Source organism: Candidatus Soleaferrea massiliensis AP7, assembly GCF_000820765.1.
Taxonomy (GTDB): domain Bacteria; phylum Bacillota; class Clostridia; order Oscillospirales; family Ruminococcaceae; genus Soleaferrea; species Soleaferrea massiliensis.
The window spans coordinates 71,708-96,022 of the sequence record NZ_CCYH01000027.1 but is presented as its reverse complement, the minus strand read 5'-3'; the positions used below and the strand labels follow the sequence as shown (position 1 = coordinate 96,022).

Annotated in this window: 28 protein-coding genes and 1 tRNA gene; 6 read left to right on the top strand and 23 right to left on the bottom strand. The window is 52.0% G+C overall.

Features of this window, described 5'->3' with window-relative positions:
* Positions 1-47: 47 nt before the first annotated feature.
* The 15 genes from BN348_RS06280 to BN348_RS06210 all read right to left on the bottom strand — a co-directional run bounded on the left by BN348_RS06280 (position 48) and on the right by BN348_RS06210 (position 10,717).
* Positions 48-587, bottom strand: a complete 540-nt coding sequence (locus tag BN348_RS06280) for a divergent PAP2 family protein (protein ID WP_082020828.1) — start codon at positions 585-587, stop codon at positions 48-50.
* Positions 588-664: 77 nt separating this feature from the next.
* Positions 665-1,552, bottom strand: coding sequence for a polyprenyl synthetase family protein (locus BN348_RS06275; protein WP_420885255.1), 888 nt, complete (start codon positions 1,550-1,552; stop codon positions 665-667).
* On the bottom strand, positions 1,545-1,760 hold the full coding sequence (gene xseB, locus BN348_RS06270; protein WP_197068294.1) for an exodeoxyribonuclease VII small subunit: 216 nt from the start codon (positions 1,758-1,760) through the stop codon (positions 1,545-1,547). The genes BN348_RS06275 and xseB overlap by 8 nt, the downstream gene beginning before the upstream one ends.
* A 2-nt stretch (positions 1,761-1,762) precedes the next feature.
* Complete coding sequence (xseA, locus tag BN348_RS06265; RefSeq protein WP_052446771.1) at positions 1,763-2,989, bottom strand: exodeoxyribonuclease VII large subunit; 1,227 nt, start codon at positions 2,987-2,989, stop codon at positions 1,763-1,765.
* Positions 2,986-3,921: a tRNA (adenosine(37)-N6)-threonylcarbamoyltransferase complex transferase subunit TsaD gene (locus BN348_RS06260; RefSeq protein WP_040196970.1), complete on the bottom strand. Its 936-nt coding sequence runs from the start codon at positions 3,919-3,921 to the stop codon at positions 2,986-2,988. Before BN348_RS06260 ends, xseA begins: the two co-directional genes overlap by 4 nt.
* On the bottom strand, positions 3,921-4,325 hold the full coding sequence (gene nusB, locus BN348_RS06255) for a transcription antitermination factor NusB (RefSeq protein WP_040196969.1): 405 nt from the start codon (positions 4,323-4,325) through the stop codon (positions 3,921-3,923). Before nusB ends, BN348_RS06260 begins: the two co-directional genes overlap by 1 nt.
* Positions 4,326-4,404: 79 nt before the next feature.
* Positions 4,405-4,764 (bottom strand): Asp23/Gls24 family envelope stress response protein, encoded by a 360-nt coding sequence (locus BN348_RS06250; RefSeq protein ID WP_082020827.1) that lies wholly within the window; start codon positions 4,762-4,764, stop codon positions 4,405-4,407.
* A gap of 94 nt (positions 4,765-4,858) precedes the next feature.
* A complete protein-coding gene (locus tag BN348_RS06245; protein WP_040196968.1) occupies positions 4,859-5,410 on the bottom strand; it encodes a SpoIIIAH-like family protein in 552 nt (183 codons plus the stop codon).
* A 227-nt stretch (positions 5,411-5,637) separates the two neighbouring features.
* On the bottom strand, positions 5,638-6,228 hold the full coding sequence (locus BN348_RS06240) for a hypothetical protein (protein ID WP_040196967.1): 591 nt from the start codon (positions 6,226-6,228) through the stop codon (positions 5,638-5,640).
* 14 nt (positions 6,229-6,242) lie between these two features.
* Positions 6,243-6,734, bottom strand: coding sequence for a stage III sporulation protein AF (locus tag BN348_RS06235; protein ID WP_040196966.1), 492 nt, complete (start codon positions 6,732-6,734; stop codon positions 6,243-6,245).
* Positions 6,734-7,891: a stage III sporulation protein AE gene (locus BN348_RS06230; RefSeq protein ID WP_040196965.1), complete on the bottom strand. Its 1,158-nt coding sequence runs from the start codon at positions 7,889-7,891 to the stop codon at positions 6,734-6,736. The genes BN348_RS06235 and BN348_RS06230 overlap by 1 nt, the downstream gene beginning before the upstream one ends.
* A gap of 13 nt (positions 7,892-7,904) precedes the next feature.
* Complete coding sequence (locus BN348_RS06225) at positions 7,905-8,294, bottom strand: SpoIIIAC/SpoIIIAD family protein (protein WP_040196964.1); 390 nt, start codon at positions 8,292-8,294, stop codon at positions 7,905-7,907.
* A 2-nt stretch (positions 8,295-8,296) separates the two neighbouring features.
* Positions 8,297-8,491, bottom strand: coding sequence for a stage III sporulation protein AC (gene spoIIIAC, locus BN348_RS06220; protein WP_040196963.1), 195 nt, complete (start codon positions 8,489-8,491; stop codon positions 8,297-8,299).
* 465 nt (positions 8,492-8,956) lie between these two features.
* The gene (locus BN348_RS06215) at positions 8,957-9,469 is read right to left on the bottom strand and encodes a stage III sporulation protein AB (protein ID WP_040196962.1); all 513 of its coding nucleotides are present in this window, start codon (positions 9,467-9,469) and stop codon (positions 8,957-8,959) included.
* Between the two features lie 264 nt (positions 9,470-9,733).
* The gene (locus BN348_RS06210) at positions 9,734-10,717 is read right to left on the bottom strand and encodes a hypothetical protein (protein ID WP_052446770.1); all 984 of its coding nucleotides are present in this window, start codon (positions 10,715-10,717) and stop codon (positions 9,734-9,736) included.
* A 269-nt stretch (positions 10,718-10,986) separates the two neighbouring features.
* Here BN348_RS06210 and BN348_RS06205 point away from each other — a divergent pair, with 269 nt between their 5' ends.
* From BN348_RS06205 to BN348_RS06195, 3 genes are all read left to right on the top strand, one after another.
* A complete protein-coding gene (locus BN348_RS06205) occupies positions 10,987-11,670 on the top strand; it encodes a polyphosphate polymerase domain-containing protein (protein WP_040196961.1) in 684 nt (227 codons plus the stop codon).
* A gap of 170 nt (positions 11,671-11,840) precedes the next feature.
* Positions 11,841-12,512 carry a DUF4956 domain-containing protein gene (locus BN348_RS06200; RefSeq protein ID WP_040196960.1) on the top strand — a complete coding sequence of 224 codons (672 nt, stop codon included), beginning with the start codon at positions 11,841-11,843 and terminating at the stop codon, positions 12,510-12,512.
* Between the two features lie 12 nt (positions 12,513-12,524).
* Entirely contained in the window at positions 12,525-15,098 is a 2,574-nt protein-coding gene (locus BN348_RS06195) for a CotH kinase family protein (RefSeq protein WP_040196959.1), read from the top strand.
* Between the two features lie 179 nt (positions 15,099-15,277).
* Here BN348_RS06195 and BN348_RS13560 read toward each other — a convergent pair whose 3' ends face one another.
* A complete protein-coding gene (locus BN348_RS13560; RefSeq protein WP_338140320.1) occupies positions 15,278-16,345 on the bottom strand; it encodes an exosporium glycoprotein BclB-related protein in 1,068 nt (355 codons plus the stop codon).
* A gap of 648 nt (positions 16,346-16,993) precedes the next feature.
* Positions 16,994-18,124: a tetratricopeptide repeat-containing glycosyltransferase family 2 protein gene (locus tag BN348_RS06180; RefSeq protein WP_052446769.1), complete on the bottom strand. Its 1,131-nt coding sequence runs from the start codon at positions 18,122-18,124 to the stop codon at positions 16,994-16,996.
* A 255-nt stretch (positions 18,125-18,379) separates the two neighbouring features.
* Here BN348_RS06180 and BN348_RS06175 point away from each other — a divergent pair.
* Positions 18,380-18,456, top strand: a tRNA-Met gene (locus tag BN348_RS06175).
* A gap of 133 nt (positions 18,457-18,589) precedes the next feature.
* Here BN348_RS06175 and BN348_RS13110 read toward each other — a convergent pair.
* The 4 genes from BN348_RS13110 to BN348_RS13100 all read right to left on the bottom strand — a co-directional run bounded on the left by BN348_RS13110 (position 18,590) and on the right by BN348_RS13100 (position 21,040).
* Entirely contained in the window at positions 18,590-19,006 is a 417-nt protein-coding gene (locus BN348_RS13110; protein WP_197068292.1) for a recombinase family protein, read from the bottom strand.
* A gap of 111 nt (positions 19,007-19,117) precedes the next feature.
* Entirely contained in the window at positions 19,118-19,369 is a 252-nt protein-coding gene (locus tag BN348_RS13105) for a recombinase family protein (protein ID WP_156136437.1), read from the bottom strand.
* A 6-nt stretch (positions 19,370-19,375) separates the two neighbouring features.
* Positions 19,376-20,146, bottom strand: a complete 771-nt coding sequence (locus tag BN348_RS06165) for a Fic family protein (RefSeq protein ID WP_197068291.1) — start codon at positions 20,144-20,146, stop codon at positions 19,376-19,378.
* Positions 20,147-20,635: 489 nt separating this feature from the next.
* Positions 20,636-21,040, bottom strand: a complete 405-nt coding sequence (locus BN348_RS13100) for a helix-turn-helix transcriptional regulator (protein ID WP_052446766.1) — start codon at positions 21,038-21,040, stop codon at positions 20,636-20,638.
* 142 nt (positions 21,041-21,182) lie between these two features.
* On the opposite strand from BN348_RS13100, the gene BN348_RS06155 reads away from it, so the two are divergent.
* Positions 21,183-21,404: a hypothetical protein gene (locus tag BN348_RS06155; protein ID WP_040196957.1), complete on the top strand. Its 222-nt coding sequence runs from the start codon at positions 21,183-21,185 to the stop codon at positions 21,402-21,404.
* Between the two features lie 151 nt (positions 21,405-21,555).
* Here BN348_RS06155 and BN348_RS06150 read toward each other — a convergent pair whose 3' ends face one another.
* Positions 21,556-22,926 carry an MATE family efflux transporter gene (locus tag BN348_RS06150; protein ID WP_040196956.1) on the bottom strand — a complete coding sequence of 457 codons (1,371 nt, stop codon included), beginning with the start codon at positions 22,924-22,926 and terminating at the stop codon, positions 21,556-21,558.
* A gap of 147 nt (positions 22,927-23,073) precedes the next feature.
* Between BN348_RS06150 and BN348_RS06145 the strand changes: the two genes are divergently transcribed.
* The gene (locus tag BN348_RS06145) at positions 23,074-23,532 is read left to right on the top strand and encodes an Lrp/AsnC family transcriptional regulator (protein WP_040196955.1); all 459 of its coding nucleotides are present in this window, start codon (positions 23,074-23,076) and stop codon (positions 23,530-23,532) included.
* 323 nt (positions 23,533-23,855) lie between these two features.
* Here BN348_RS06145 and BN348_RS06140 read toward each other — a convergent pair whose 3' ends face one another.
* Positions 23,856-24,299, bottom strand: coding sequence for a hypothetical protein (locus BN348_RS06140; protein WP_156136436.1), 444 nt, complete (start codon positions 24,297-24,299; stop codon positions 23,856-23,858).
* Positions 24,300-24,315 lie beyond the last annotated feature (16 nt).

The window sequence follows — 24,315 nt, the reverse complement described above, 5'->3', positions numbered from 1 at the left end:
CAGGGCCGATGCCATGGCGGCACACTGTACCCACACCCGTTCCACTGTTATATAATCGGAATCAGCATGGCGATCAGGATGCCCAGCAGCGCGCCGGCCAGCACTTCAAGCGGCGTATGGCCGATAAACTCCTTAAGTTCCTTGCTGCCAAGCTCCTCGACGGAAAAATCGTCGTCGTCCTCGTAAAATTCGAGCGGCTCTTCGCCGTGCTTTTCTGCGGGTTTCTCGTTTTCGGCCTCGGCTTTCGCCTCAGCCTTCATCGCGTCGACCATCTTGTTGATGACCTTCGCGTTCTCGCCGGTGGCACGCCGCACGCCCATCGCGTCGTACATGACGATCGCGGCGAAGATGACCGCCAGCGCGAACTCCGGGGACGCCACCCCCGCCTTGCGCGACATGGCGACCGCCAGCGCGCAGACCGTGGCGGAATGCGCGCTGGGCATGCCGCCGGCGCCGACCATCCGTTCCAAATTGACCTTTTTGGTCTTGATAAAGGTAAACAATGTTTTCAAAACCTGTGCCGAAACCCACGCAATGATCGCGACAATCAAATAGTAGTTGCCGATCAAATGCATCAATTTCCCCATATATATAGACATCCTTTCGGGGAAGGGGATCCTTTCCCTTCCGTGTCTCACATGTAGTCCCTATTTTAGCTTCCCTGTCAATGCTCCCGGTTCAAAAGGAGTCCCGTCAGTTCACGCAGGAATCCGTCCCTGATGCGAAGCTGTGAAAGCTCCTGCAACGCCTCCTCCGTGAGCTGTTCGGCGATTTTCTTCGACTGCTCCAGCCCGTACAGGCTGGTATAGGTGTTCTTCTCGTTGCCTTTGTCGCTGCCAATCGGCTTGCCGAGCTTCTCAGCGTCTCCGGTCACATCCAGGATGTCGTCGACGACCTGAAACGCCAGCCCCAGCTTCTGCGCGTACAATGACGCGTGCTTCAGGTAATCGTCATCCGCGCCGCCCAGAATGCAGCCGATGCGCACGCTCGCCTTGATCAGCGCGCCGGTCTTTAACAGGTGCATCTGTGTCAGATGCTCGACATCCAGCCGTTTTCCTTCGCTTTCTAGGTCGATGACCTGGCCGCCGATCATGCCGTAAACACCGGCGGACGCCGACAGCTCATGGATAGCCTCCAGCACCTGCTCAGGCGCGAAGAAATCGCAGTGCCTGCTCATCGACTCGAACGCCAGCGTGAGCAGCGCGTCGCCCGCAAGCAGCGCGGTCGATTCGGAAAACTGAATGTGGCAGGACGGCTGTCCCCGCCGCATGTCGTCGTCATCCATGCAGGGAAGGTCGTCGTGTATCAGCGAATAGCAGTGCACCATCTCAATGGCGCTGGCGAACGGCAGCACCCGTTTGGGCTGCGCGCCCAGCGCACGTGCAAATTCCAGCGCCAGTACCGGACGGATGCGCTTTCCGCCGGCTGTCAGGCTGTATTTCATCGCCTCGATCACGCTTTTCTGCAGGCTGGATGCGTCCGACACCTGCTCGAGCAGATAGGCGTCAACCATATTCGTGTAGTCGTTTAGCCGGTTTTTCCAATCATTCACCATCGATCACCTGTTTGTTCTGTTGTGAAAGCTCCTCCACAACGAGTTTTGCATGCTTGATCTGTTCGTCGCAGAACGAGATCAGCGAATTTGCCTCCTCATAGAGCTTCAGCGACTTTTCCAGCGGAAGCTCCCCGCTTTCCAGCATCTCTGAAATCTTCTCCAGCCGCTTCATCGCGCTCTCGAGCGTCATGTTCTTCTGAGGCAAGCCTATACACCCCTCTCCTCTTCATCGCGGTCCACCCCTGTGACCGAAGCGCGCACCGTGCCGTCCGCAAATCGGATGGCGAGCGCATCCCCTTCGCGCAGCTGGGCCGCTGAAACGACAGGCCTGCCGTCCCTTCGCACCAGCGCATATCCCCGGGACAAATCCCGCAGGGGGCCGGCCGCTTCGAGCCGCGTGCGCAATGTCAAAAGGGAATTCGAATATCCCAATAGAACATTCTGCATCCCGTTATCTATTGATTTTACCAAAAAATCGAGCCGCTGTCTATTTTTATTCAAGAAAAACTTGTGATTTTTCAGAAAATTCTGATTTCTGATCCGTTCGAGCCGGTTCTGCCAACCGTTGATGAGGCCCTGTGTCCGGTTTTGAATCCGTTCGAACACCGTCGCCAGATGGTAGGAAAGCTGCGTCACATCCGGCGCAACCATCTGGGCGGCGGCCGTCGGCGTCGGACAGCGCAGGTCCGCGACAAAATCGCAGATCGTATAGTCGGTTTCATGCCCCACAGCCGAGATAACCGGGATATGGCAGCCAAAAACCGCCCGCGCAAGCCCCTCGTCGTTGAACGCCCAAAGCTCCTCAAGGCTGCCGCCGCCGCGCGCCAGAATGATCACATCGATGCCGCCGCGCGCTTCCAGCGCCCGCAGCGCCTCGATCATCTGCCCGGGCGCGGCGTCACCCTGCACCTGGACGGGGTATAAATATACATGCGCCAGCGGGTACCGGCGTTCCAGCACGTGCAGGATATCATGCAGCACCGCGCCGGTCTTGGAGGTCACAACCGCGATGTTCCGCGGCAGCTCGGGCAGCGGCTTCTTGTACGCTTCGTCGAACAGCCCCTCATCGCGGAGCTTTTTCTTGAGCTGCTCAAAGGCCAGCGACAGCGCGCCGACGCCGTCCGGCTGCAGCTCATAGGCGTACATCTGGTAGATGCCGTCCCGTTCGAATACGCGGATATCGCCGCGCACCAGCACGCTCATGCCGTTCTGCGGCCTGAATGGAACCTGGGACGCATGGCTCTGGAACATGACCGCTTTGACCGACGACTTTTCATCCTTCAAAACGAAGAAGAAATGCCCGGTTTTGTAGTGATGGGTGAAATTTGAGATTTCCCCTTTGATGATGATATCCGACAGCCGTGAATTCTCCTGAATACAGGCGCCGATATAGCGGTTCAGCTGGGATACCGTCAGGATGTTCATTCCGATCATCGTTTTTCCGCCTTTAAATAAGTGAGTATGGCCGTACCGGCCGCATTGTCCGCCGAAAAGGCTGGGGCTGCAAAGGACGCATCGAAGCGTTCGGTCATCCTCTCCCGGATGCGCCGGTTGGACATCACGCCGCCGACATATAACAGCGGCAGGCTGCCGTAGGTTTCCTGCAGCGCTTCGGTCATCCGTTCCAGCACGGTCAGGATGTATGTAAGGCAGTACTTCGCGATATCCTCTCCGGGCTCCGAAGCCGCGAGCATCCTTTGGCACTGGTTCTCCACGCCGGAAAGGCAGCAGTCCGCCCCCTTCATCGGCACGCGGATGTGGAATTCCCGCCTCGACGCTTCGGCAAGCTGTTCGAGCTCTTTTCCTGCGGGAAAGGAAATGCCGAGCATCACGCCGACCCGGTCGACCGCCTGTCCGGCCTTCAAATCGAGCGAGGACGCCACACACCGGATGTTAAACGGCGTATCCTGCCCAGGATTCACCATAAGCGCTTCGGTTGTGCCGCCGGACAGATGAAACGCGAGGAAGGCTTGGCCGGTCAGTTCCATGCGGCCGGCGCTGTAAAGCCCCGCCGCGATGTGTCCCGCCTGATGGGAAAACCCGTACACCGGGACGTCCAGCGTCTGCGCGAGCACCTCTGCCAGCGCCTGCCCGACCAGAAAGCAGGGCATATAGGAGCCGTCCACATCCCGCGGGCGGCAGGACACGCCGATGGCCGCAATCTTATCTTTGTCAATCGCGACTTCTTTAAACACATCGGCAATCTGTTTTGTATGTAAAAACACCGCGTCGCTCTGCTTGAGTCCCTTTCCACCCGCTTTGACCGGCAGAAGGCGTTTCGACTGGATCACCGCATCGGTTTTACTGTCGTAAACGGCAACTGAGGTGGTATAGTTGCTGGTGTCAATGCCGAGATACTGCGCCATCAGTCGCCGCCCTCGATGCGCTTGGCGATCGACCCGAGGATGCCGTTGATAAACGACGCGTCATTCTCGGTCGCGAACTTCTTGGCCAGCTCGACCGCTTCGTTGATCGATACGCTGATCGGGATGTCCTCCAGATAGATCATTTCATAGAGCGCCAGCCGCAGGATGGCCAGCGTCACCTTCGGCAGGCGGTCCTTCTTCCATCCGCGGGAGTTCTTTTCAATCAGTTCATCGAGAATCGGCAGATTCACGATGATGTCCTTGGATACCGAAACCGCGAACTCGCTGAGCTCTTTATCGTAGTTTTCCCGGGACTGCTCGATGATCTCGCGCATGCTGTCCTCTTTAAAGGACTTTTCAAAGACCAGAATAAAGGCCTGCTCCCGTTCTTCACTTCTCTTCATAGGTATACACCATCTTTCCCAATATTTCTACACATAGAAACAAACCCTCCATGAAATGATGGAGGGTTAAATCTAAACATTATGCATGTACTTTAACCGTTTGCGGTACAATGTCGACGATATGGATATTGACCTTCGCCACCGTGATGCCGATCATTGTCTGAATGGAGCGTTTTATATTATGTTGTATCTCCTGGGAGACCTGCGCAACGTTGACGCCATATTTTAAGATGACCGCAACGTCAATCACAGCGACCTCGTCCGATACCACAATTTTGACCGCATTCTTGGACTTTGCATTCCTGTCCTTCCTGTCTTTGATATCGGCAAGGCCGTAAACGCCTTTGACCTCCGCTGTCGCGACGCCGGTGATGGTTTCCAGGACGCCTTCGGAAATCTTCAGCGAATCCCCGCCCGAAAGGTGCATATCTTTCTCCACTGTTGTGCCTCCTTTGTCCTCCTGTCAGACTGCTGACGTGAAGACTCATTTGTTTGAGTTACTACTATTATAACACAAAATCTCAAAGACACAACTAGTTTACCTCAACAATATTGATATTTTGTACCGCAACCCCCGTTTCCTTCAGAATGATGTCCTTGATCTGAGACACCTCGCTGGAGACGAGTCCCGCCGTTTTGACCGACACGGTGACCTTGTCGCCCTCGATGTAGGCCATGCATTCGCTGAAATTCTTGGCCTTGACCTGGTTCTCGATCGCGGCTTCCTTTTCAACGGCCTTGGCCATGGCGGCAATCTGCTCGGTGATCTCCTTCTTGGAAGCGCTGTCGGTGTTTTCATCCGCCAGCGTCTTCTCAAGCGCTTCCTTAGACGCGCCCCGGGATTTCTCGCGGTCCAGCTTGGCCTGGGTAAAATAGGCGTCGGGACTCTGGTTCGCCGCGCTGGCGCTGCCGCTTGAATTTTTGTTGACCAGCTGCGCGTCGCCGTACTTCTGCCCCTCGACGGTCTCGGTGACCGCGAGGTCTCCGCCGCTCTGCGCAAACTGCCAGTTCAGGTAGACCGTGATGCCCAGCGCCAGAATCAGGGTCGCCAGGATGATTTGCTTCTTTCCAAATAATGCATGCATCTGTGAGATTCCTCCTTTTTATTGACAAACCATCATATTGATTTTATGGTAAAATTACCTTACCAGACTGCTGTAACAATGGGTGTGCCGGATTCGCTTTGCTGGGGCATGTTCTGTTTCAACCGGGATTCGACCTTTTGCATCCTGGGTTCATATCCATCCAGCTGATATGGTCCTTCTGAATGGATTCGGTTGAACGGGGATGATTCGGCAGCCGGTTGGCTGCGTCATTCCTGAGACGCTTTCTTGGCGACGCAGACCCGGTTGGCGGAGATGTCCAGCGCTGTTCCCACAACATCGATGATCTTCTGCTCCACCATGATGTCGTCGCCGCCCTCACAGATGATCACGACCCCCTTGACAGTGGGCTGCTTCTCAGTCTGCACCAGCGCTTCCTTGGTGCCGTTCTGACCGTCGATCACAACGATCTTCCCTTCGGAGCTTCCCTTCTCCTGGGTCTTGGTGGTGCTGTCGGACTTGGTGTCCTCATTGCGGTCCACACTGGTCTTCTCCTCCTGGGCGTATACATACTCTACGCCGTTTTCCAGCGTGACCATGACCTGTGCTTGGCCGACTCCTTCAATGGTGGAAACAACCTTTAAAAGCTTTTCTTCTAATTCATATGCATAGTTGTTCGTCAATATATCCTGATTGGAAAAATCTTTCTCCTCTTTTTTCGGCGTGCCGCCGATGAACTCCGAAAGGAAGATCAGCGCGATGCCGACAAGGCCGATGATCAGGATGATTCCCACCTTTTTATCCGATTTCAGCAGCTTTGATGCTTTCTCCTTGAATTTATCCAGCTTCAGCGAACCCATAGAATCCCTTCCCTTCAGTCAAAGATGACACGGACCGCATCGTCCTTCAGCCCGGTTACGTCCTTGATGGTGCCGACGATCTCCTTTTCCCTGCCCTGATAGCTCTCATCCAGCGTCATCTCGACCGACTTTACAATTTTGGTCGTGTCGGTCTCCTCCTCGTCCACCTCGATGTCCGTGATGTTCGGCACCACGTCGATTTCGGCCAGGCTCTTCTCGATGTATTCCTTGAGCGTGATGCGGAACTGCCGGTAAAGCTGCTCGTTGGTCTGCCCTTCCAGCTCGCTTGCATAGGAACCGGCCTGCTCTCCGAAGAAGCTGTTCACATCGAAGGAGAGCGCCGGGCTGCGCAGAATGAACGGTGAGAACAGGCAGCAGAGGAAAAAGGTGCTGACTGTCAGCTTCATGATCTTCTCAAATTTGCCGTTCGGCGCCATCATGTGGATGATCGCGCCGACAATCACAGCCGCGCAGGCGCTGAACGCCCACTGTTTTACCACGTCCATTATGATCCCATCCCTATCATCAGCATGATTGCCGTTGTTATGATCAGCAGCAGAGCGAAGCACAGAATGACCGCGATCAGGATGCCCAGCACCGATACCACCGCGCGCAGGATTTTCGTGATTTCCCCGATGTCCAGAATCTCGGCCACCGTCGCGCCGATGCTCAGCACCAGAATCCACATCAAGCATTCCAGCAGAATTGGCAGGAAGGTGCAGACCGCCACCAGGATGCCAAAGGTTCCGACCGTCGTCTTGACCAGCTTGAGGCATCCCTGCACCGAAGCCAGCGCGTCGGACAGCGCGCCGCCAACCACCGGGATAAAGCTGCTCATCGCAAACTTAGCCGCCTTCATCGCCACATTGTCGGCGCCGGAGGACACCAGCCCCTGCAAGGTCAGGATGCCGACCAGCACGGTCAGCATGAAGCCGAGTACCCAGCAGCTGATCGTCTTGATCGTTTTGGCCACCGAATTGATGTTCAGGTTCGAGTTCAGCGCGCCGACGATGCAGAAGGCCAAAAAGATGCACAGCAGCGGCACGATGGTGGTTGCGGCGATATCCGCGACGACCTGCGAGGTCGAAAACAGAAAGATGTTGTAGGTGCTCGCGCTGACCGGCTGCCCGCTGACCGTCATAATGCCCGCCAGAACCGGGATAAAGCTCATGATGAACTCCGCGCAGTTCTTGATGGTCTGCGCACTGCGGTTGATGCAGTCGACGACCGGCACGATGACGGCCACCGCGACGCACAGCACACAGACGGTGTTGAACACGGTCCCCAGCGTCTTTTCGGCGAAGGACAGCTTCATGGCATTGGTCAGTGCGCAGAGCATCACCACAGCCATGATGATACACAGGATCTTCAGCGGGGAGGACGCCACATCGGTTACGGTGTTCCAGAGGACCTGCAGGAAATCGGAGGGCTTGAGCTGCAGAATCGTCTCGGTGTCCAGATCGTCAATCCGAAGCTGTTCGAGGATTTTCTGGCTTTCCTCCGGTGTCTTTCCAAGCAGGTCGTTCGCGCCGCTCGACTGGAGCTGGCCGCTGATCAACTGGCCGGTTTCATCCTCATCGCCGCTCTCCTCAGCCAAAACCAGCGGAGAGAAGCTTGGCAGAATCAAGAGCGCCATCAATAGACAGCAGATGATTTTTTTCATGATCTTGTACCTTTTACACAGCGACCAGCGAGCCGACAATCGAGAGGATCTTCTCAAAAAGCGGCAGGCTGATGAGGATCACTGCGATCTTCCCGGCCAGCTCCACCTTCGAGGCGACGGCCGATTCCCCGGCGTCGCGGCAGGTGTCTGAGGCCAATTGTGCGATAAAACAGATGCCGAGCGCCTTCATCAGGATGGCGCCGTATTCAAACGGCATCTGGGTATCTTCAATCAACGATTGTATGGTATCCAATATGGGGGTGAACGAGGTCACAATCAGAATCAGCACCACCGCGCCGACGCCCAGAGAGATCAGCATGGAAAACTCGGGCTTGTGCTGTTTGAGCACAAGGCTCAGCGCCACGCCGACAATTGCGATGCCGACCACCATGATGATATTCATCGTTATAAACCAAACACCGATTTGACGGTGTCGAACAGGGTGCTGATTTCGTAGATGATCATCATCAGCACCACAATCAGGCCGGCCAGTGTGGTCATCATGGCCTGTTCCTCCCTGCCGGAACGAATCAGGACCTGGTTGAGCACCGCCACAATGATGCCGATCGCCGCAATTTTAAAAATCAAATCCACATCCATATTGTTATACCACCTTTGTTTTGGTTTTCAGTCCGCTTCCCTTTTCTGTACGCCTTGAAACGTCTTATTTTGATGCTATAGGCCACTGTTTTGGAATTCATTCCATAATTCCTTCTGTCAAAACGCATGAATCAAGCCGGTTGTTTTCTTGTTGTGTGGTTATCTTTTTGTTGCATCAGTCAGCATCTGTAAGATCCTGTGCATTGCTCCATGCAAAGAAGCTGTCCTTCGCAAAAGAGCCGCCGGGAGCAGACTTTCAGATTTCATGACGCAGTGCTGCGTTCAGTCAGCATTCATGGTTTGCCGCGGGCTTGTACTTCGGTTTTTTTGCACACCGTGCACGGGGGGCCTGGGTCCATCAAGAAGCTGCATATGAGTGATCCTGATCGGATGCGAATCTTTCAGAGGATGAAACAGCTTTATGAAACCGCGTTTCCAGCCCATTTCCAAATACCTTTATCATGCTCACAGCATAAATATAGAAATACCGACGCCGGCCAGTACGCCAAGGCTGCGGTAGAGCTTTCCGTATTTTTCCCGGCTGAGCCTTGCCTGTTCCAGCCGGTCGTCCAGCGTAGTTTCGATCAGCTTCAGCTCACCGACCTGGTTTTCCCCGTCCATTGCGCCGAGGATATCCCCCACCCGCAGCAGGACCTTCTTGTCGTCCCCGCTGAGCTGCAGGTTTTCCGAATGGCTGAGCAGCGAGGTCCGCCAGCTTGTTGTAAACGGAACGGACTTGTTCATCAGGTTCTTGCAGGCGTTCAGGAAGTAAAAATCCTGGAACTCGTCCATTGCGCTCAGATGATTCAGCAGGTCCATGGTCGGGCACAGGGAATACTGCAGCTCGGAGATCATCATATGGATCATCGAAATGCACCTTTCGAGCTGGCGGACCCGTTTGCTGAGTCCGGACGAGTACTTGAACCCAACGGCTGATGTACAGCCGATGATAAAGAATACGCCGATCAGTTTGATCATAGCCCTTCCCTCCTTGATATATCTGTTGTCCGCCGCACCTCACGCGGGGAACTCTCTTTCATATTTTTATAGGAATGTTGTAATCCATCTATCCATTTTCCCGGATTCCCTTTTCGTGATATGCAGGGGGACGCTTCCTTTGAACATACGCATATACGCCACATTTGATAAGCTAACACGTTTCACAGACCGGATACCATACGTGCATTTTTGTTGGATGTCACGCAAGGTTTTCTGTTCATATTCTCCCCTGCATCTGAAAGATCAGGAAAGACATCCTGTTTTCAGGGATGCGGTTGTCCCATCCATATCGACGGGTATGACCTGCCGGATTCTGCCTACACGCTCCCGGTTGTCCAGCAGCACGATTCTGGAGAACGCGCCGGTGCCCAGCAGCCGCCGGATCTGCGGCTTGTTCTGAATCTCAGACGGGTTGGATGCATGCGCCGACGCGATGACCGTGACGCCGCTGTTGAGCCCCATCTCGACCGCTTCGGCTTCACGCGTGGTGCCGAGCTCATCACAGATGATGATGTCGGGCGACAGGCAGCGCACCGCGATCATGATCGCGTCCGCCTTCTGATAGCCATCCAGCACATCGCAGCATGGCCCCAGGTCATTCTGCGGCTGTCCGGCGCTGACGCCCGCGATTTCGGAGCGTTCGTCCGCGACGGCAATCTTGAGATACCGGCCAAGGCCGCCGTTTGAAAGCTGCCGGGTCAAATCCCTGAGGATGGTCGTCTTGCCGCTGGACGGCGCGCCGATGATCAGAAGCCCGGTATGCGGGTCGTCCGCAAAGATTTTCATCACCTCGCTGCCCGCTCCCGGAATCTGCTTCGCGATGCGCAGATTGATTGAGGAGACATCCCGCACGCCTGTCAGCACGCCGCTTTCCATGACGGCCGTGCCGCAGATGCCGGCGCGGTGCCCGCCCTTCACCGAGATAAACCCGTTGCGGATTTCCTCAATGTGGCTGTGCACCGAATACTGGCACAAGGCCCGGAAGCTTTCCTGCAGCGTCTCCTTCGTGCAGGTCACGCTGTCCGCGTTCGCAGAAGTCTGCGCCGCACCCTGCTTGTCTATAAAATAGAGTCTGTCCCCCATCCCGAGCTGCAGCGGTTCCCCGGTCCTCAGCCGGACCTCCTGCGCGTCCCTTTTAATCGGGTCGGGAAGCCCGGCCAGATACCTTCTGACCGACTCGCCGAGGTTCTGGACAGCCTGTTCGAAATACCGCGATGCTTTGTCCATATCCGTTTTCCTCCACATCCTGATTCTCTGCGTTGATAATGTATATGAACCTGTCCCATCCTTTAGAACATCCCGGCGCATGATATCTTTAAAATGGACAAGCTCATTTTCTCTTTCTACCTATTTATATGGGCGTGTGAACAGAATATTCCGGACTGTTCGTTCACAATTCAACCGCCCTTCAACCAGCCGTCACGCGGATTCTCTACAATAAAACCTGTCGATTTTACAGATATCTTACAAAACAAAATCAAACAGGTTGTGATGACATGCAGAAAAAGAAATACCGGCATGAGTACAAACACTTCGTGAGCGTTTCGGATTACCTGGCCATCAGCCGCCGGCTTTCCGTCATTGCAAAGCGGGACCCTTATGCCGGTGAGGACGGGCGGTACAGAATTCGAAGTCTTTACTTTGACAATGCCGATAACAAAGCACTGATCGAAAAGCTGACCGGTGTCGACAACCGGGAAAAGTTCCGACTGCGCATCTACAATGAAAGCGACACATACATCAAGCTGGAAAAGAAATGCAAGGAAAACGGCCTCTGCAGAAAGCTTTCCCGCAGAATTACAAGGGAGGAATGCGACCGGCTGCTGAGCGGCGACATCGGATGGATGAAAGCGTCCGACAGCGGGCTGCTCATGGAGCTTTATACCAAAATGTATAACCAGCAGCTCCGCCCGAAAACGCTGGTGGAATATGTCCGGGAGCCGTTTATCTATCCGCCCGGCAACGTTCGCGTCACCTTTGACAGCCAGATCCGGACAGGGATTTCCTCGACCGAGCTGTTCAGCGATGCGGTTCCAACCATCCGCTCCGCCCCGGGCACCGTCATCATGGAGGTGAAGTACGACGCCTTCATTCCAGAGATCATCTGTGATGTTCTTCAGACACGGGACAGGCGGTGCAGCACCTTTTCAAAATACGCGGCATGCAGAATCTACGGATAAAAAGGCTTTGTTAAGTTAACATGAAAAAACAGTCCTGTTTTTGGCCTTCCGCCCGCCTCAGGCGGGGATGAAAGCCAAAAAGACTGAAATCCTATGAAACAAACGCCTCTTCAGAACTTTTTCATATGTTCACTTAACCGTGCCGATAAAGAATTCAGGAGGGTTTTATCATGACATTCAATGACATTTTTAAATCGAGCTTTATAGAGAAGGTATCGTCCTTCTCTCTGTTGGATATGGTGATCGCCATGGCGTTGGCCTTTGTGCTGGGCCTGTTCATCTTTCTCGTGTATAAAAAGACCTTTAACGGCGTTATGTATTCGTCCTCGTTCGGCATCTCGCTGGTCGCCATCTCGCTGATCACGACGCTGATCATCCTGGCGGTCACCTCGAACGTGGTGCTGTCGCTCGGCATGGTCGGCGCGCTCTCGATTGTCCGCTTCCGCACCGCCATCAAGGAACCGATGGACATCGCGTTCCTGTTCTGGTCGATCTCCTGCGGCATCGTGCTCGGCGCGGGCCTCATCCCGCTGGCGATCTTCGGCTCGGTCTTTGTCGGGCTTGTCCTGCTGATCTTCGCGAACCGCAAAAGCACCGACAACCCATATGTGCTGATCGTGAACTGCCGGAACGACCAGGTCGAAAAGGCCGTCAACAACTCCGTGCAGTCCAACGTCAAGAAACACATGATCAAATCCAAAACCGTCTCTCCGGACGGCATCGAGCTGACGATAGAGATACGTCTCAAAGAGATGACAACCGAATTTGTCAACCATATCGCGTCGATTGACGGTGTGTCCAACGCAGTGCTTGTCAGCTATAACGGCGAATACATGTCTTAAGGTGGGGATTCGATGATCACAAGCAGACATATCAATGTCTTTATCAGTGTCCTGTTGGCTGTGGCGGTCATCTTTACCGGCGTGCTGATGTTCACGCCGAACGCGGTCGGCGTCTATGCCGCCAGCAGCCAGCCGCAGTACGCCGCCAAGCTGTTCGATAAAAACAGCGTGATGGAGATCGATATCCTGGTGGACAAGGATGAATGGGCTGAAATGCTGGAAAACGCCACAGCCGAGGAGTACATCTCCTGCGATATCACAATCAACGGGGAGACCTTCAACACCGTGGGCATCCGGCCGAAGGGGAATTCCAGCCTGACACAGGTCGCCAGCGACCCGAACACCGACCGGTTCAGCTTCAAGCTGGAATTCGACCACTATGTCAAGGGACAGACCTGCTACGGGCTGGACAAATTCGTCGTCAACAACATCCAGTCCGACAATACGTATATGAAGGAATATCTCGCTTATGATATGATGGAATACATGGACGTGCCGTCATCACTGTACGCATATGCGAACATCAAGGTAAACGGCGAGGACTGGGGCTTCTATCTGGCGGTAGAGGCGCTCGAGGAGTCCTATGCCCTGCGCAATTTCGGCAGCGACTACGGCATGCTGTATAAGCCGGAAAGCATGGGCAACCGCGGCGGCGGAAAAATGGAGGAGTTTTTGAACCAGGATGACGCCGGCGGTGAAGGCAACGCGCAGGACAATGGGGACGGCGGCCAAGCGCCCGGCGGTATGCCGCCCGACATGCAGAACGGACAGGCGGGAGAGGCCGGCGAAGCGGCGCAACCCGGCAATATCGGAAACGACGCAGACACATCCGGCACCGCATCTTCCGGCAGCGGGACCCCGTCTGGCGGTGCACAACCGCCCACAGATGGGAATCAGGCGGGTACTCCTCCCGATATGAACGGCCAGATGGGCTCCCCGCCTGATATGAACGGCGGCAATATGGGACAGCCGCCATCCGGCATGCCGAACAAGGATGGGAATGGCGCGCCGCCTGACATGGCCGGCGGCACAGCGGACAATGCAAACGGCGGCGGGACGGATTCAAACGATACCGCTTCCGGCACGGGGAACGCCGGTCAAAACGCCGGCAATGCGGACAGCTCATCTTCGGATACACAGCAGAATCAGCCGTCCGGTGCGCAAGGCGGCCCCGGCGGTTTCGGCGGCATGGGTGGAATGGGCGGCCCCGGCGGGATAGATTTCTCGTCGGGCGGCAGCGACCTTGTCTACACCGACGACGAGATCAGCAGCTATTCCGACATCTTTGACAACGCGGTGTTCGATTCGTCCGATTCGGATTACAGCCGGGTCATTGAGGCCATCAGGAACCTGAATGCGGGCACCGATCTGGAAACCTACATCAATGTGGATGAGGTGCTGCGCTACTTTGCCGTGCATACCGTGCTGGTCAACTATGACAGCTATATTGGCAATCTCAAACACAACTACTATCTCTATGAGAAGGATTCCCAGCTTTCCATCCTTCCATGGGATTTCAATCTGGCTTTCGGCGGGTTCCAGTCCGGATCGGCCAGTTCGGCAATCAACGCGCCAATCGATACGCCGGTCGCCGACACCACGCTGGAACAAAGGCCATTGATCGGAAAGCTCCTGGAGGTTCCCGCATATCTGGAGAAATATCACGAATATCTGCAGCAGATCGTCGACGAGTACTTCAACGGGGGCATCTTCACCAGCACCATTGACCGTGTGGATCAGCTGATCAAAGCCTATGTGCAGAACGACGCGACGGCATTCTGCACCTATGAGGAATATGAAAATTCCCTTCCGGCGCTCAAGCAGTTCGGCATTCTTCGTTCACAGAGCATTGCCGGGCAGCTCAGCGGAAGCATCCCATCTACCACGGACGGGCAGTCCGCGGATCCAAGCAGCCTGATAGACACCGCTTCGCTGAACCTGTCCGATCTGGGCGTTCAGGGCGGCGGCATGGGAGGCGGCGGTTTCGCAGGCATGAACCGGCAGACCGGCGGCGGACAGGACGCCGGCGCACAGCAGTTCGGAAATGAGCGGAATGACAGCAATACCGGACAAAACGGCAGTGCCGCCGAAGATACGGCAGGTTCAGGTCAGGGTGAACCGCAGGGAAGCCAGCAGAATGGGGAGCTGGATAACGCACAGGCCGGAAACCCGAATGATGCCCCCGGAGATATGCAGAATGGTGCGCCCGGAGGAACGCAGATGTTCGGTGATATGGAAAACATGCCGGACCGCGAAGTCATGATGCAGGCTATGCAGATTCTTCAGTCCATGACGGACGGAGAACTGACCGAAGAACAGACCGCACAGCTCAAGGAACTGGGGCTGGATGACGAGCAGATTGAATCGCTGAAAAATATGGCGGCAAATGTCCCCGTCAATATGGGCGGCGGACAGATGGGCGGAAGTCTCCCGGACAATATGCAGCTTCCCGGAAATGCAGCAGAACCTTCCGGACAGAATGGATTTTCTTTGGATTCCATCCTAGTACTCGCTGTATCCGCAGCTTTCCTAATAGCGGCTCTGCTGTTTGCATGGTTCTACCGCAGAAGAAAATATCATCTGTAAAGAGTTTATTTATAAACAGCAATTTATATTTTCAGAAGCAGAAAGAAAGGCTCCCCGGATGAAACTTCATTCGGGGAGCCTTTCTTTCTGTGCCGGAGGTCTCGCATTCTGTCCGAACCATCCGGCAGCAGATAGGTCATATATCTATGAAAACATGACGATGGGATCTCCGTCCCTCGTTATGAAATGGCGATACCCGCGCTTGCATAACCGGTGACGGTGTTGACGGAGCTGGCTCCCGCTGCCCGGGCTGAGAAGACCATAAGCAGACGGGTTTCCGGTGTTACCGGAATATTCAGCCCATGCAGCACGCCGTGACTCATTGTTCCCGCTGTAATCGTTCCGGAAAGGGCCGGTTCCAGCGTCACGGCAGAACCTGTCACCGGAACAAAGGTGTTGTCGGGCGCCTGAGACTGATAAAGCTGTGCTGTAACGGTGATGGTTGTGCCTGGAATGCTGACGGCAACAGCCACACTGAAATAAGCCGAGATATCGGTGATCATGCCGGAACGGGGAATAGAGAACGCATAGTTGATCATCGCGGCCGCATCCCCGGTCAGATCGATGTTGGCTCCCAAGTCCGCCGTACCCAGAGAAGCATTGCCGAAACCGATGAATGCCGGTACGCCGACCAATCCCGCGGCCGTGGTACCCAGGGTCACCGACCTGCCGGATGTCAACGGTATCACCGCCGCACTGCCTGCTACACCGGTCGCTCCGGTTGGGCCGGTCGGACCGGTTGCTCCAGTGGCGCCGGTAGCACCGGTAGCGCCAGTCGGGCCGGTTGGGCCCGTTGGTCCCGTGACGCCGATTCCAGTCGGTCCCGTCGGGCCGGTCACTCCGGTTGCACCGGTCACTCCAGTTGGGCCGATTGGGCCGGCAACACCAGTGGACCCAGTTGGACCGGTCGGACCTGTGATGCCAACTCCGATCGGGCCAGTTGCTCCAGTCGCTCCAGTTGAACCGGTGGCGCCGGTCGGACCGGTTGGGCCGGCAACTCCTGCAAGGCCGGTAGCGCCAGTTGGACCGGTAGCACCGGGGACACCGCTTGCGCCGGTCGCTCCAGTCGCTCCAGTTGCGCCAGTCGGACCGGTTACACCGTTCAGGCCGGGTCTTCCATCAGCGCCGGTTGGACCGGTAGCGCCGATGGGGCCGGTAGCTCCGGTCGCTCCGTTAGGACCGGTGGCTCCGGTTGGGCCGGTCGGGCCATCCGCACCGTCGGCACCGGTAGCTCCTGTCGGACCCATGGGACCGGTGGCTCCGGTTGGGCCGGTCGCTCCAATAGGACCAATTGGTCCCGTAGGACCGGTAATACCATTTGCGCCGGTCGGGCCGGTAGCTCCGGTTGGGCCGGTAGATCCGTTTGCTCCGGTACGTCCCGTCACACCGCGGGGACCGGTGGCTCCGGTCGGGCCAGTAGGGCCGGTGATGCCAATCCCGGTTGGAGATGGACAGGGCGGACAGGGTGATGGACAGGGAGGGCAAGGCGACGGACAGGGAGGCGGACAAGGGGGCGGACACTGTGGACGGCAAGAGGCACATACCTCGGGTTTTTCGTATATGTAAGGATTGTCATGACAGCCAGAATGACGATAATGATCCATGAAAAGACCTCCTAATCTAAAATTGGTTCTTTCCATTTTATGCAGATAAACGAAATGTGTGAAGAAAAACATGTGTCTTTTGTTGTTTTCCCTTACTTTATAGACGCTGCGGCTGGCAAATGACTTTGCTGTGGAACACCTTTATCGCAATTTTGCCCATATTCAAACCGATGGGAGAACAGATATATGCAAGCCATCACAGGGTATATCTGCCATCTTCATTCGTCATACTGTTATTCTATACACGGGAAAAATGCTGTTTATCCTGGTAATCTTGTTATGCGTTCTGCATCAAGAACCTGTTTGCCCTGCTGCTGGATCTGTTGCTTCAACGGATTCCATTTTCTTTGCTGATTCCAGCATTTTAAAATATTCTCTATTGTAGAGAACCGCAGGGTCCGATGGCTTTATTTCCGCAGCTTTTTCATTATAGAAGCATGCCTGTTCATGCTGTCCCAGCCTGCTGTAACATACACATAACTGAATATAGGGAATATATCCATGACAGTCATTGGATTGAAATCCCCCTTTTATATCGGTCCGCGGACGGTTCGCCGCCAGCTCATACCAAAAAATCGCCGAATCAAGTTCATGATGCTCGAAAAAATACCGCCCAATATCACAACAGATTTCTGCGCGCGGCTCATCATACTGAAAACTGCGGAACAGCGCCTGCAACCCCTGTTCTTCCTGATGCAGGCCCTGATAACAGTTTGACAACGTCTGACAAGCATCGATGTTGTTTTCGACCCATCCCCTGCCCTCCTGCAAAAAAGCTTCCAGTACGGCAGCAGCTTCCAAATAGAGCGCGTGATAGTACAGCTCCCTTCCATAATAGAACTGCTGGCGAGGATCCAATGCTTTACCCTGCTGTTTCATCTTCTGAAAAATTCGCAGGTTCCGGTCAGGATCACCGGCATGCAGCTTCTTATGGGTGACGGCAATGTCTTCATACACAACATAGCCGGACGGCGTGATCACTTCATGCACGGCTCCAACCCATTGGTAGTTGCAGCTTCGTTTGAACAGACGTTCCCGGTAATAGGACATGGTTGGATTGCCAGCGGCATCAAACGCTACATTGTATTTCATCATGACCAGATCCACCGCCGGATCAAGGGTTTCTTTGAGGATGATCAATTTCTCCCGGTCTTCCGGCAGCAAAACATCATCCGCATCCAGCCACATGATGTATTCTCCGGTTGCTTTGGAAAATGAAAAATTTCTTGCTGCGGCGAAATCATCGATCCACTCGAAGTCATAGACATGCCGGGTGTATGACAATGCTATTTCCTTTGTCCGATCCTTCGAACCGGTATCGACCACAATAATCTCATCGGCAATTTCTTTTGCACATTCCAGATTTCTGCCGATGACATCCTCTTCATCCCTGACGATCATACACAGGCTGATGCTGATCATTCCAATCCCTCCAAATTTAATATCAGATAGAACAGTATATGAAAGCAGCTTCGATTCTTTGACAAATCACAGCATACATATCAATTTGCCGTATAATTGTGAATGGCACATCACATAATAGCATAATTTTATGGTATTTCAGTGCGTATATGAACGATTTGGAAATAGTGATAAATAAATGGTTTTAAGGGTTGATTTTTTCTGATATCCGTAGTATACTATTAGAGCAGTCAAGAGAGACTGAAAAACAAATATCGCGGAGTGGAGCAGTTCGGTAGCTCGTCGGGCTCATAACCCGAAGGTCAGAGGTTCAAATCCTCTCTCCGCAACCAATTAAATGTACGCCTATGTTCACGGTGAAAGATCCGTTGGCATGGGCGTACATTTTTGTTACGTGATATTTTATGATGTTTTTAAGATCATTTTCCCAGTTATCCAATGATTCTTGATACAATGCTACGATTTTTATATGATCGGTTCGATTGCATGATCCAACCGTACAACATTTTCATTAGGAATCCCGCCGGCCCACTTGCCAAGCATTTTCACTTTTCTTTTATTCCAGGTATAGACACCGATATACCTTTCGTTTGTGAGAATACTATTCAAACTGTTTTTCCCCAGGGGCTTTCCGCGCTTGCCTTTCGCACCGGAGAGTTCATCCAGAATTGTACCATATCCATAGCCATCGGCATACATCCGAAAGATGGTTTGCACAATATGCGCTTCGTATGGATTGATCACGTATTTTCCGTTGATGATATCGTAACCCACCGGAGGGATTCCTCCAAGGAACTGGCCGGTCTTTGCTTTCTCCGCAACGCCGTCGATAGATTTTTGCCGCGTGGTGAGCAACTTGATGTTGGCCGATACCAACTCCAAGCAACTCCACCAAAAAGTCATTGGGGTCCAGTATATTTCCAAGCTTATCTTCAACAGAAATAACCTTGACACCAAGCGTGGCCATCATTCTGCGAAATTGAAACCAATCCCCTACGTCGCGGCTGCCACGGGTGATATCATAAATGATAACTGCATCAAACTCATGCCTGCAGCTGCATCAACCATATCCATAAAATCAGAGCGGTCCATATTGGTTCCGGATTGGGTCTCGTCTTTATACTCGTGCGAAATGACAATATCATTTTTTGCACAATACTCTCGAATTTTATTCATTTGATAAGCAATGCTATTTTCCGTTTGATGATCTGTGCTATAGCGGGCATATGCCGCTGCTTTTAACATGTTCAATCATTCCCCTGCTTTGTGCTGCCCTTCCAGCATCTCTATCCTTTTCTTCAGTTCCTCCAATTCGTATCCTCCAACGAGCTGTGTCAGGGAATCAGATGACTCTTTACTGTGATATGCATCAAATGCTTCATAGTATTTACGCCGGTCGGTAAATTTAATGTTGACCGGTAAATAACCTGCTTTGATCAATTCTAGATTAAGTATTAACCGACCGGTTCGCCCATTTCCATCTATGAATGGATGAATTCTTTCAAAACGCAGATGGAATTCTGATACTGCTTCGATAATATGCATACTGCTTGTCATCATTTCATAATCTGTCAGCAGCCGTTCCATCTGTACAGGAATCAAATATGGCTGCGGTGGTGTATGCAAGGCCCCCAGAATCGTGACCGGAAGACTGCGATATACACCTTTATTGGCTGCATCGTTCATCAAAACGAGAGAATGAATATCTTTGATAATCCGCTCGGTAAGCGGTGTTTTTGCATCAGCAAGGGATAATACATATTCAAATGCATCTTTATGACCGATTGCTTCGAGGTGTTCCTTCAGAGGTTTTTCAGCGATGGTGATACCTTCCTGCAGAATGAGCGCCGTCTCTCTCAATGTCAACGTATTGCCTTCTATTGCATTGGAATTGTAGGTATTTTCAATGACAAATTCATCACGCAGCCTTGACAGTTCTGCTTTATTAAGAGGCCGCATCGATGCAAGCTTTGCCTGTAGAATATCAAGCTCTGTAAAATCCATATCATCAACCCTTTTCATATGTTCTGCTCACGCAGGGACAACAGTTTCCAAATGTTATTTTTTCAATCCACACCCCATTAATTTCACTCCACGCACCCACACAAGATGCGACTGCTACAGCATCTCAAAATGCCGCCTATATCTCTTTGGTATGTTGATACCGACAAGATGCAATTTCAATCCACGCACCCACGCAGGATGCGACAGTCGGAGATAAATCGGACAAGGCCCTCTGCGCAATTTCAATCCACACCTCTTTAAAACGCTGCTGATTTGTCGAATTTTGCGGAAGAAAATCCTTCCAAACATGAGATTGGTTGTTGTATTACACCTGAATATAAGCTATAATGGTGACAGATTATTATAATAATATATATAATTCGACAATATTCTGTTAAAGTTCAGACGTGTAATTAAAGTTAGAGGTTTGTAAATAATGGCAGTAAAATTAGACAAGAGCATAGTGCGACTCGCAAAACGTATAGTAACCGGGGAGATAATGTAGACTTAATCTGCGCCTTCATTCTCACCGAATACTGCGTTAATCATGAGCGACAGACCGTCAAAGAACTCAACCTGCCGATCTGTGAGTCCCCCTCCGGGCTGGATAATTCCAGCTTCTAAAAACGCATTATAGAGTTTCATCGCTGCTTTTTCTTCTTCCTCCGTCAATGGGCTCTCATCGTCCACGGCGGAGGCTTTTTCTTTTTTGAAACCAAATGCTTCATCTATTGATGCTCCATACAAATCACAAAGTGTAAATAGTGTGTCAGCATCTGGTTGGGCATATCCAGTTTCCCAATGTCCAATTACTTGCTGTTTTCTACTTAAAGCATCCGCAACTTGTTGCTGCGTCATACCACAGTTTAATCTTAATTTTTTTAAAACCGCGCCTATTTCTTCTTTGGTCAAAATATCACTCCCTTTTTTAGTATAGCACATCAGTGAATAGAAAATCAATACAGAAAACTAAAAATTTGAGTATAAAACTATTGAGAACTCATAATTTTAGTCTTGGTATCAAGATGTACTCAAAAATTGAGAGGTTGTATATATGATTGATATTAGAGACAATTTGCAAAATATAATTGCAAACAGTGGCTATAAAAAGTCTTACATAGCGGAGAAAAGCAAGATATTAACAAAACAGCAGCTTTCAGATATTTTGAGGAAGCGCAGAAAATTGGAAGCCAACGAAACGTTGATGTTATGTGAGGTATTGGGAATCACACCAAATCAGCTAAAAGATTATTCAGTTACTCAGAAGCCCGCTTAAAGAAAAGCGCTCCCCTGATGGATAGCGCTAAGTTCCTGGATAGATTAATTTAATTTAAAACTCACTCTGATAGATGGCGTGATAGAGAAATATTTCATTTATCACAACTGTTTTTAACAATATTATTGCGTATCAGCAAGAATACCTTCTATCATGGTTCTAAATTTGATACACCTGCATATCCCTTCCAGCAAAACAGATGCGCTTTTTTCATTCTATAATAGATGAGTCCAATCACATCCGCAAGAATCCAGCCAATCGGAACCGCCCACCAGATGCCAGCCACACCGATGGCAGGCACTGCGGAAAGGGTATATGCAAGCGCTACACGGGTACCCAGCGAGATTATGGTAAGCACAACGGACATGCCCGGTTTTCCCAATGCACGATATAACCCGTACAGCAGGAACAGGCAACCGATGCCGCAGTAGAATGTCCCTTCAATATGCAGATATCGTACGCCTTCGGCAATGATAGCGGTTTCACCTTCACTGACAAACAGCAGCATAAGCGGCCGGGCAAATATCCATATAGCGATGGATATGATTATGCAAAAGGCAAGAGCCGCGAGGAAAGCTCCTTTCAGGCCGGTACGGATGCGTTTCTCCTGTTTCGCACCGTAGTTTTGTGCAATAAAGGTGGAAAAGGCGTTTCCGAAATCCTGTACAGGCATATAGGCAAAGGAATCTATCTTCACAGCGGCCGCAAATGCGGCCATAACGCTTGGTCCAAAACTGTTGACGACCCCCTGCACCATCAGGATGCCAAGATTCATCACAGACTGCTGCACACAGGTCAGGACAGAAAAGCTGGCAATTTGTTTGATACATGCCAATCGAATCCTGCAATGGGCAGGTGTCATGCGCAGTTCCGGACACTTTATCCAGGTATAGAGCATAATGCCGATGCCGGAGACGTATTGGGAAATCACTGTGGCCTCCGCCGCCCCGGACACGCCGCGCCCCAATCCCAGCACAAACCATAGATCCAGCACAATATTGAGGATGGCAGAGATCGCCAGAAAGAGCAGCGGTATTACAGAATTTCCAACTGCACGTAAAAGCGAAGCGAAAAAATTATAGAAGAATGTTGCGGCCAGTCCACAGAAAATGACAAGCAGGTAATCCCGCATCATTCCCTGCAGTTCCTGTGGAACCCGAAGGAACAGGAGAATCCAGTCCATACCGGCAAAAACAAGGATATTGAGCAGGATGGTCAGGCTGGCAATCAGCATGAATGAGGCACAAATCGCTTCCTGCAGACCTTTATGATCCTTTTGGCCGAAACGAATGGAAAACACCGAACCGCTGCCCATACAGAGGCCCAGCAAAATGGATGTTAAAAAGGTCATCAGGGTAAAAGCCGACCCCACGGCCGCCAACGCATCCGGGCCAAGAAAACGTCCTACAATCAATGTATCGGCCACATTGTAACATTGCTGCAGAAGATTTCCTAAAATCATCGGCACTGCAAAAAGCAGCATGGTCTTGACAACCGGCCCCTGTGTTAAATCCCCTTTCATTCTCCACGTCACCTTTCTATATGTAAGTTATATATTCCGTTTAGAAATTATTATATCAATATTTATTCCTTATGTCAATTTCAATATTGCATTTTGCGTAAAATCGTTCTATAATAAAACATATCGGACGATAAAGGAGTTGTAACTATGTTTCTAGATGGCTTAGATAGTCTCGATCAAAAGATCGTTCAGCTGCTGATTCAAAACGCCCGTATGTCCTATTCAGAGATTGGCCAGCAGGTTGGCATCTCACGGGTTGCGGTAAAAATGCGCGTGCAATCTCTGGAGCAGCGCGGCGTTATAGAAGAATACACGACCATCATAAACCCGCAGAAAATCAGCGGCGCGGTGTCCTGTTATTTTGAAATGGAAGCAGCCCCGGATATGCTTTTGAAGATCAGCGAAACGCTCAGTCAAAATGATACCATCACACAGATTTACCGCGTCACCGGTCAAAGCAAGCTGCATGTCCATGCGGTGGCGGCTTCCGGGGAAAAAATGGAGGAATTGATTCGGGAAGTCATCGATCCGCTGCCCGGCGTGATCAGCTGCAGCTGCAACATCATTCTGTCCCGGATCAAAGACATCAAGGGTCTGCGGCTGTAACTGTGCCAATCTCAAACCGTCACAAATCCCATTGTTTGCATTCTCATACTCAGGTGTTATTTACACCCTGCAATCATCTGAAAAATATCTTCAGGAACAGAAATATCCTGTCTAACTCATACCGCTTTATAAGCAAAGAATAAGAACCTCGATACAGAGATGGTTTCATCTGTATCGAGGTTCTTGTTTTTACCGTTTCATCAGGACGAAATGGCAGCATCTTGCTTGCAATCATACTTTCGTGATTCAGAAAAGCTTCCATTTTGTATCGTAATGCAAAATGGAAGCTCTCGACACTTTCAGGCATCAAAAAAACTCCAGGGTTATTTCAATACTGCCGCACCGGTCGCTGCCAAAGCGCTCAGCGCGAGCAGAATCGATACCCAGTTGTTCTTGAGCCACAGCCTGATGTTGAATTTTCCCTCTTCGTCTATTTTGACGATATCGTTCTGCACGGCTGACAGCTTCGAATTGGTGTCATCGAGACCGTGATGCAGGTTTTCCATAGAACACCGCATTTCTTTGCAGGATACAGTCAGTTTTTCAATGTTTTCTGGAAGGTTGATTAACCGCTCCAATGTCAGATTGGTGCCTTCCATATAGACGGAGAAGGATTTATCAAGCTCGGTGAGATCATCCTGCAGCGTGCAGAGCCGCTTGGAATATCCATCGAGCTTGTCATCCAGATTCTTGAATTTTTCTTCATAATATAGGGTGTTGCATGCTGCATTGGTATCCGGCATGAAATCCTCAATTCCTCTCCTCATGTTGCCGCATGCCTGG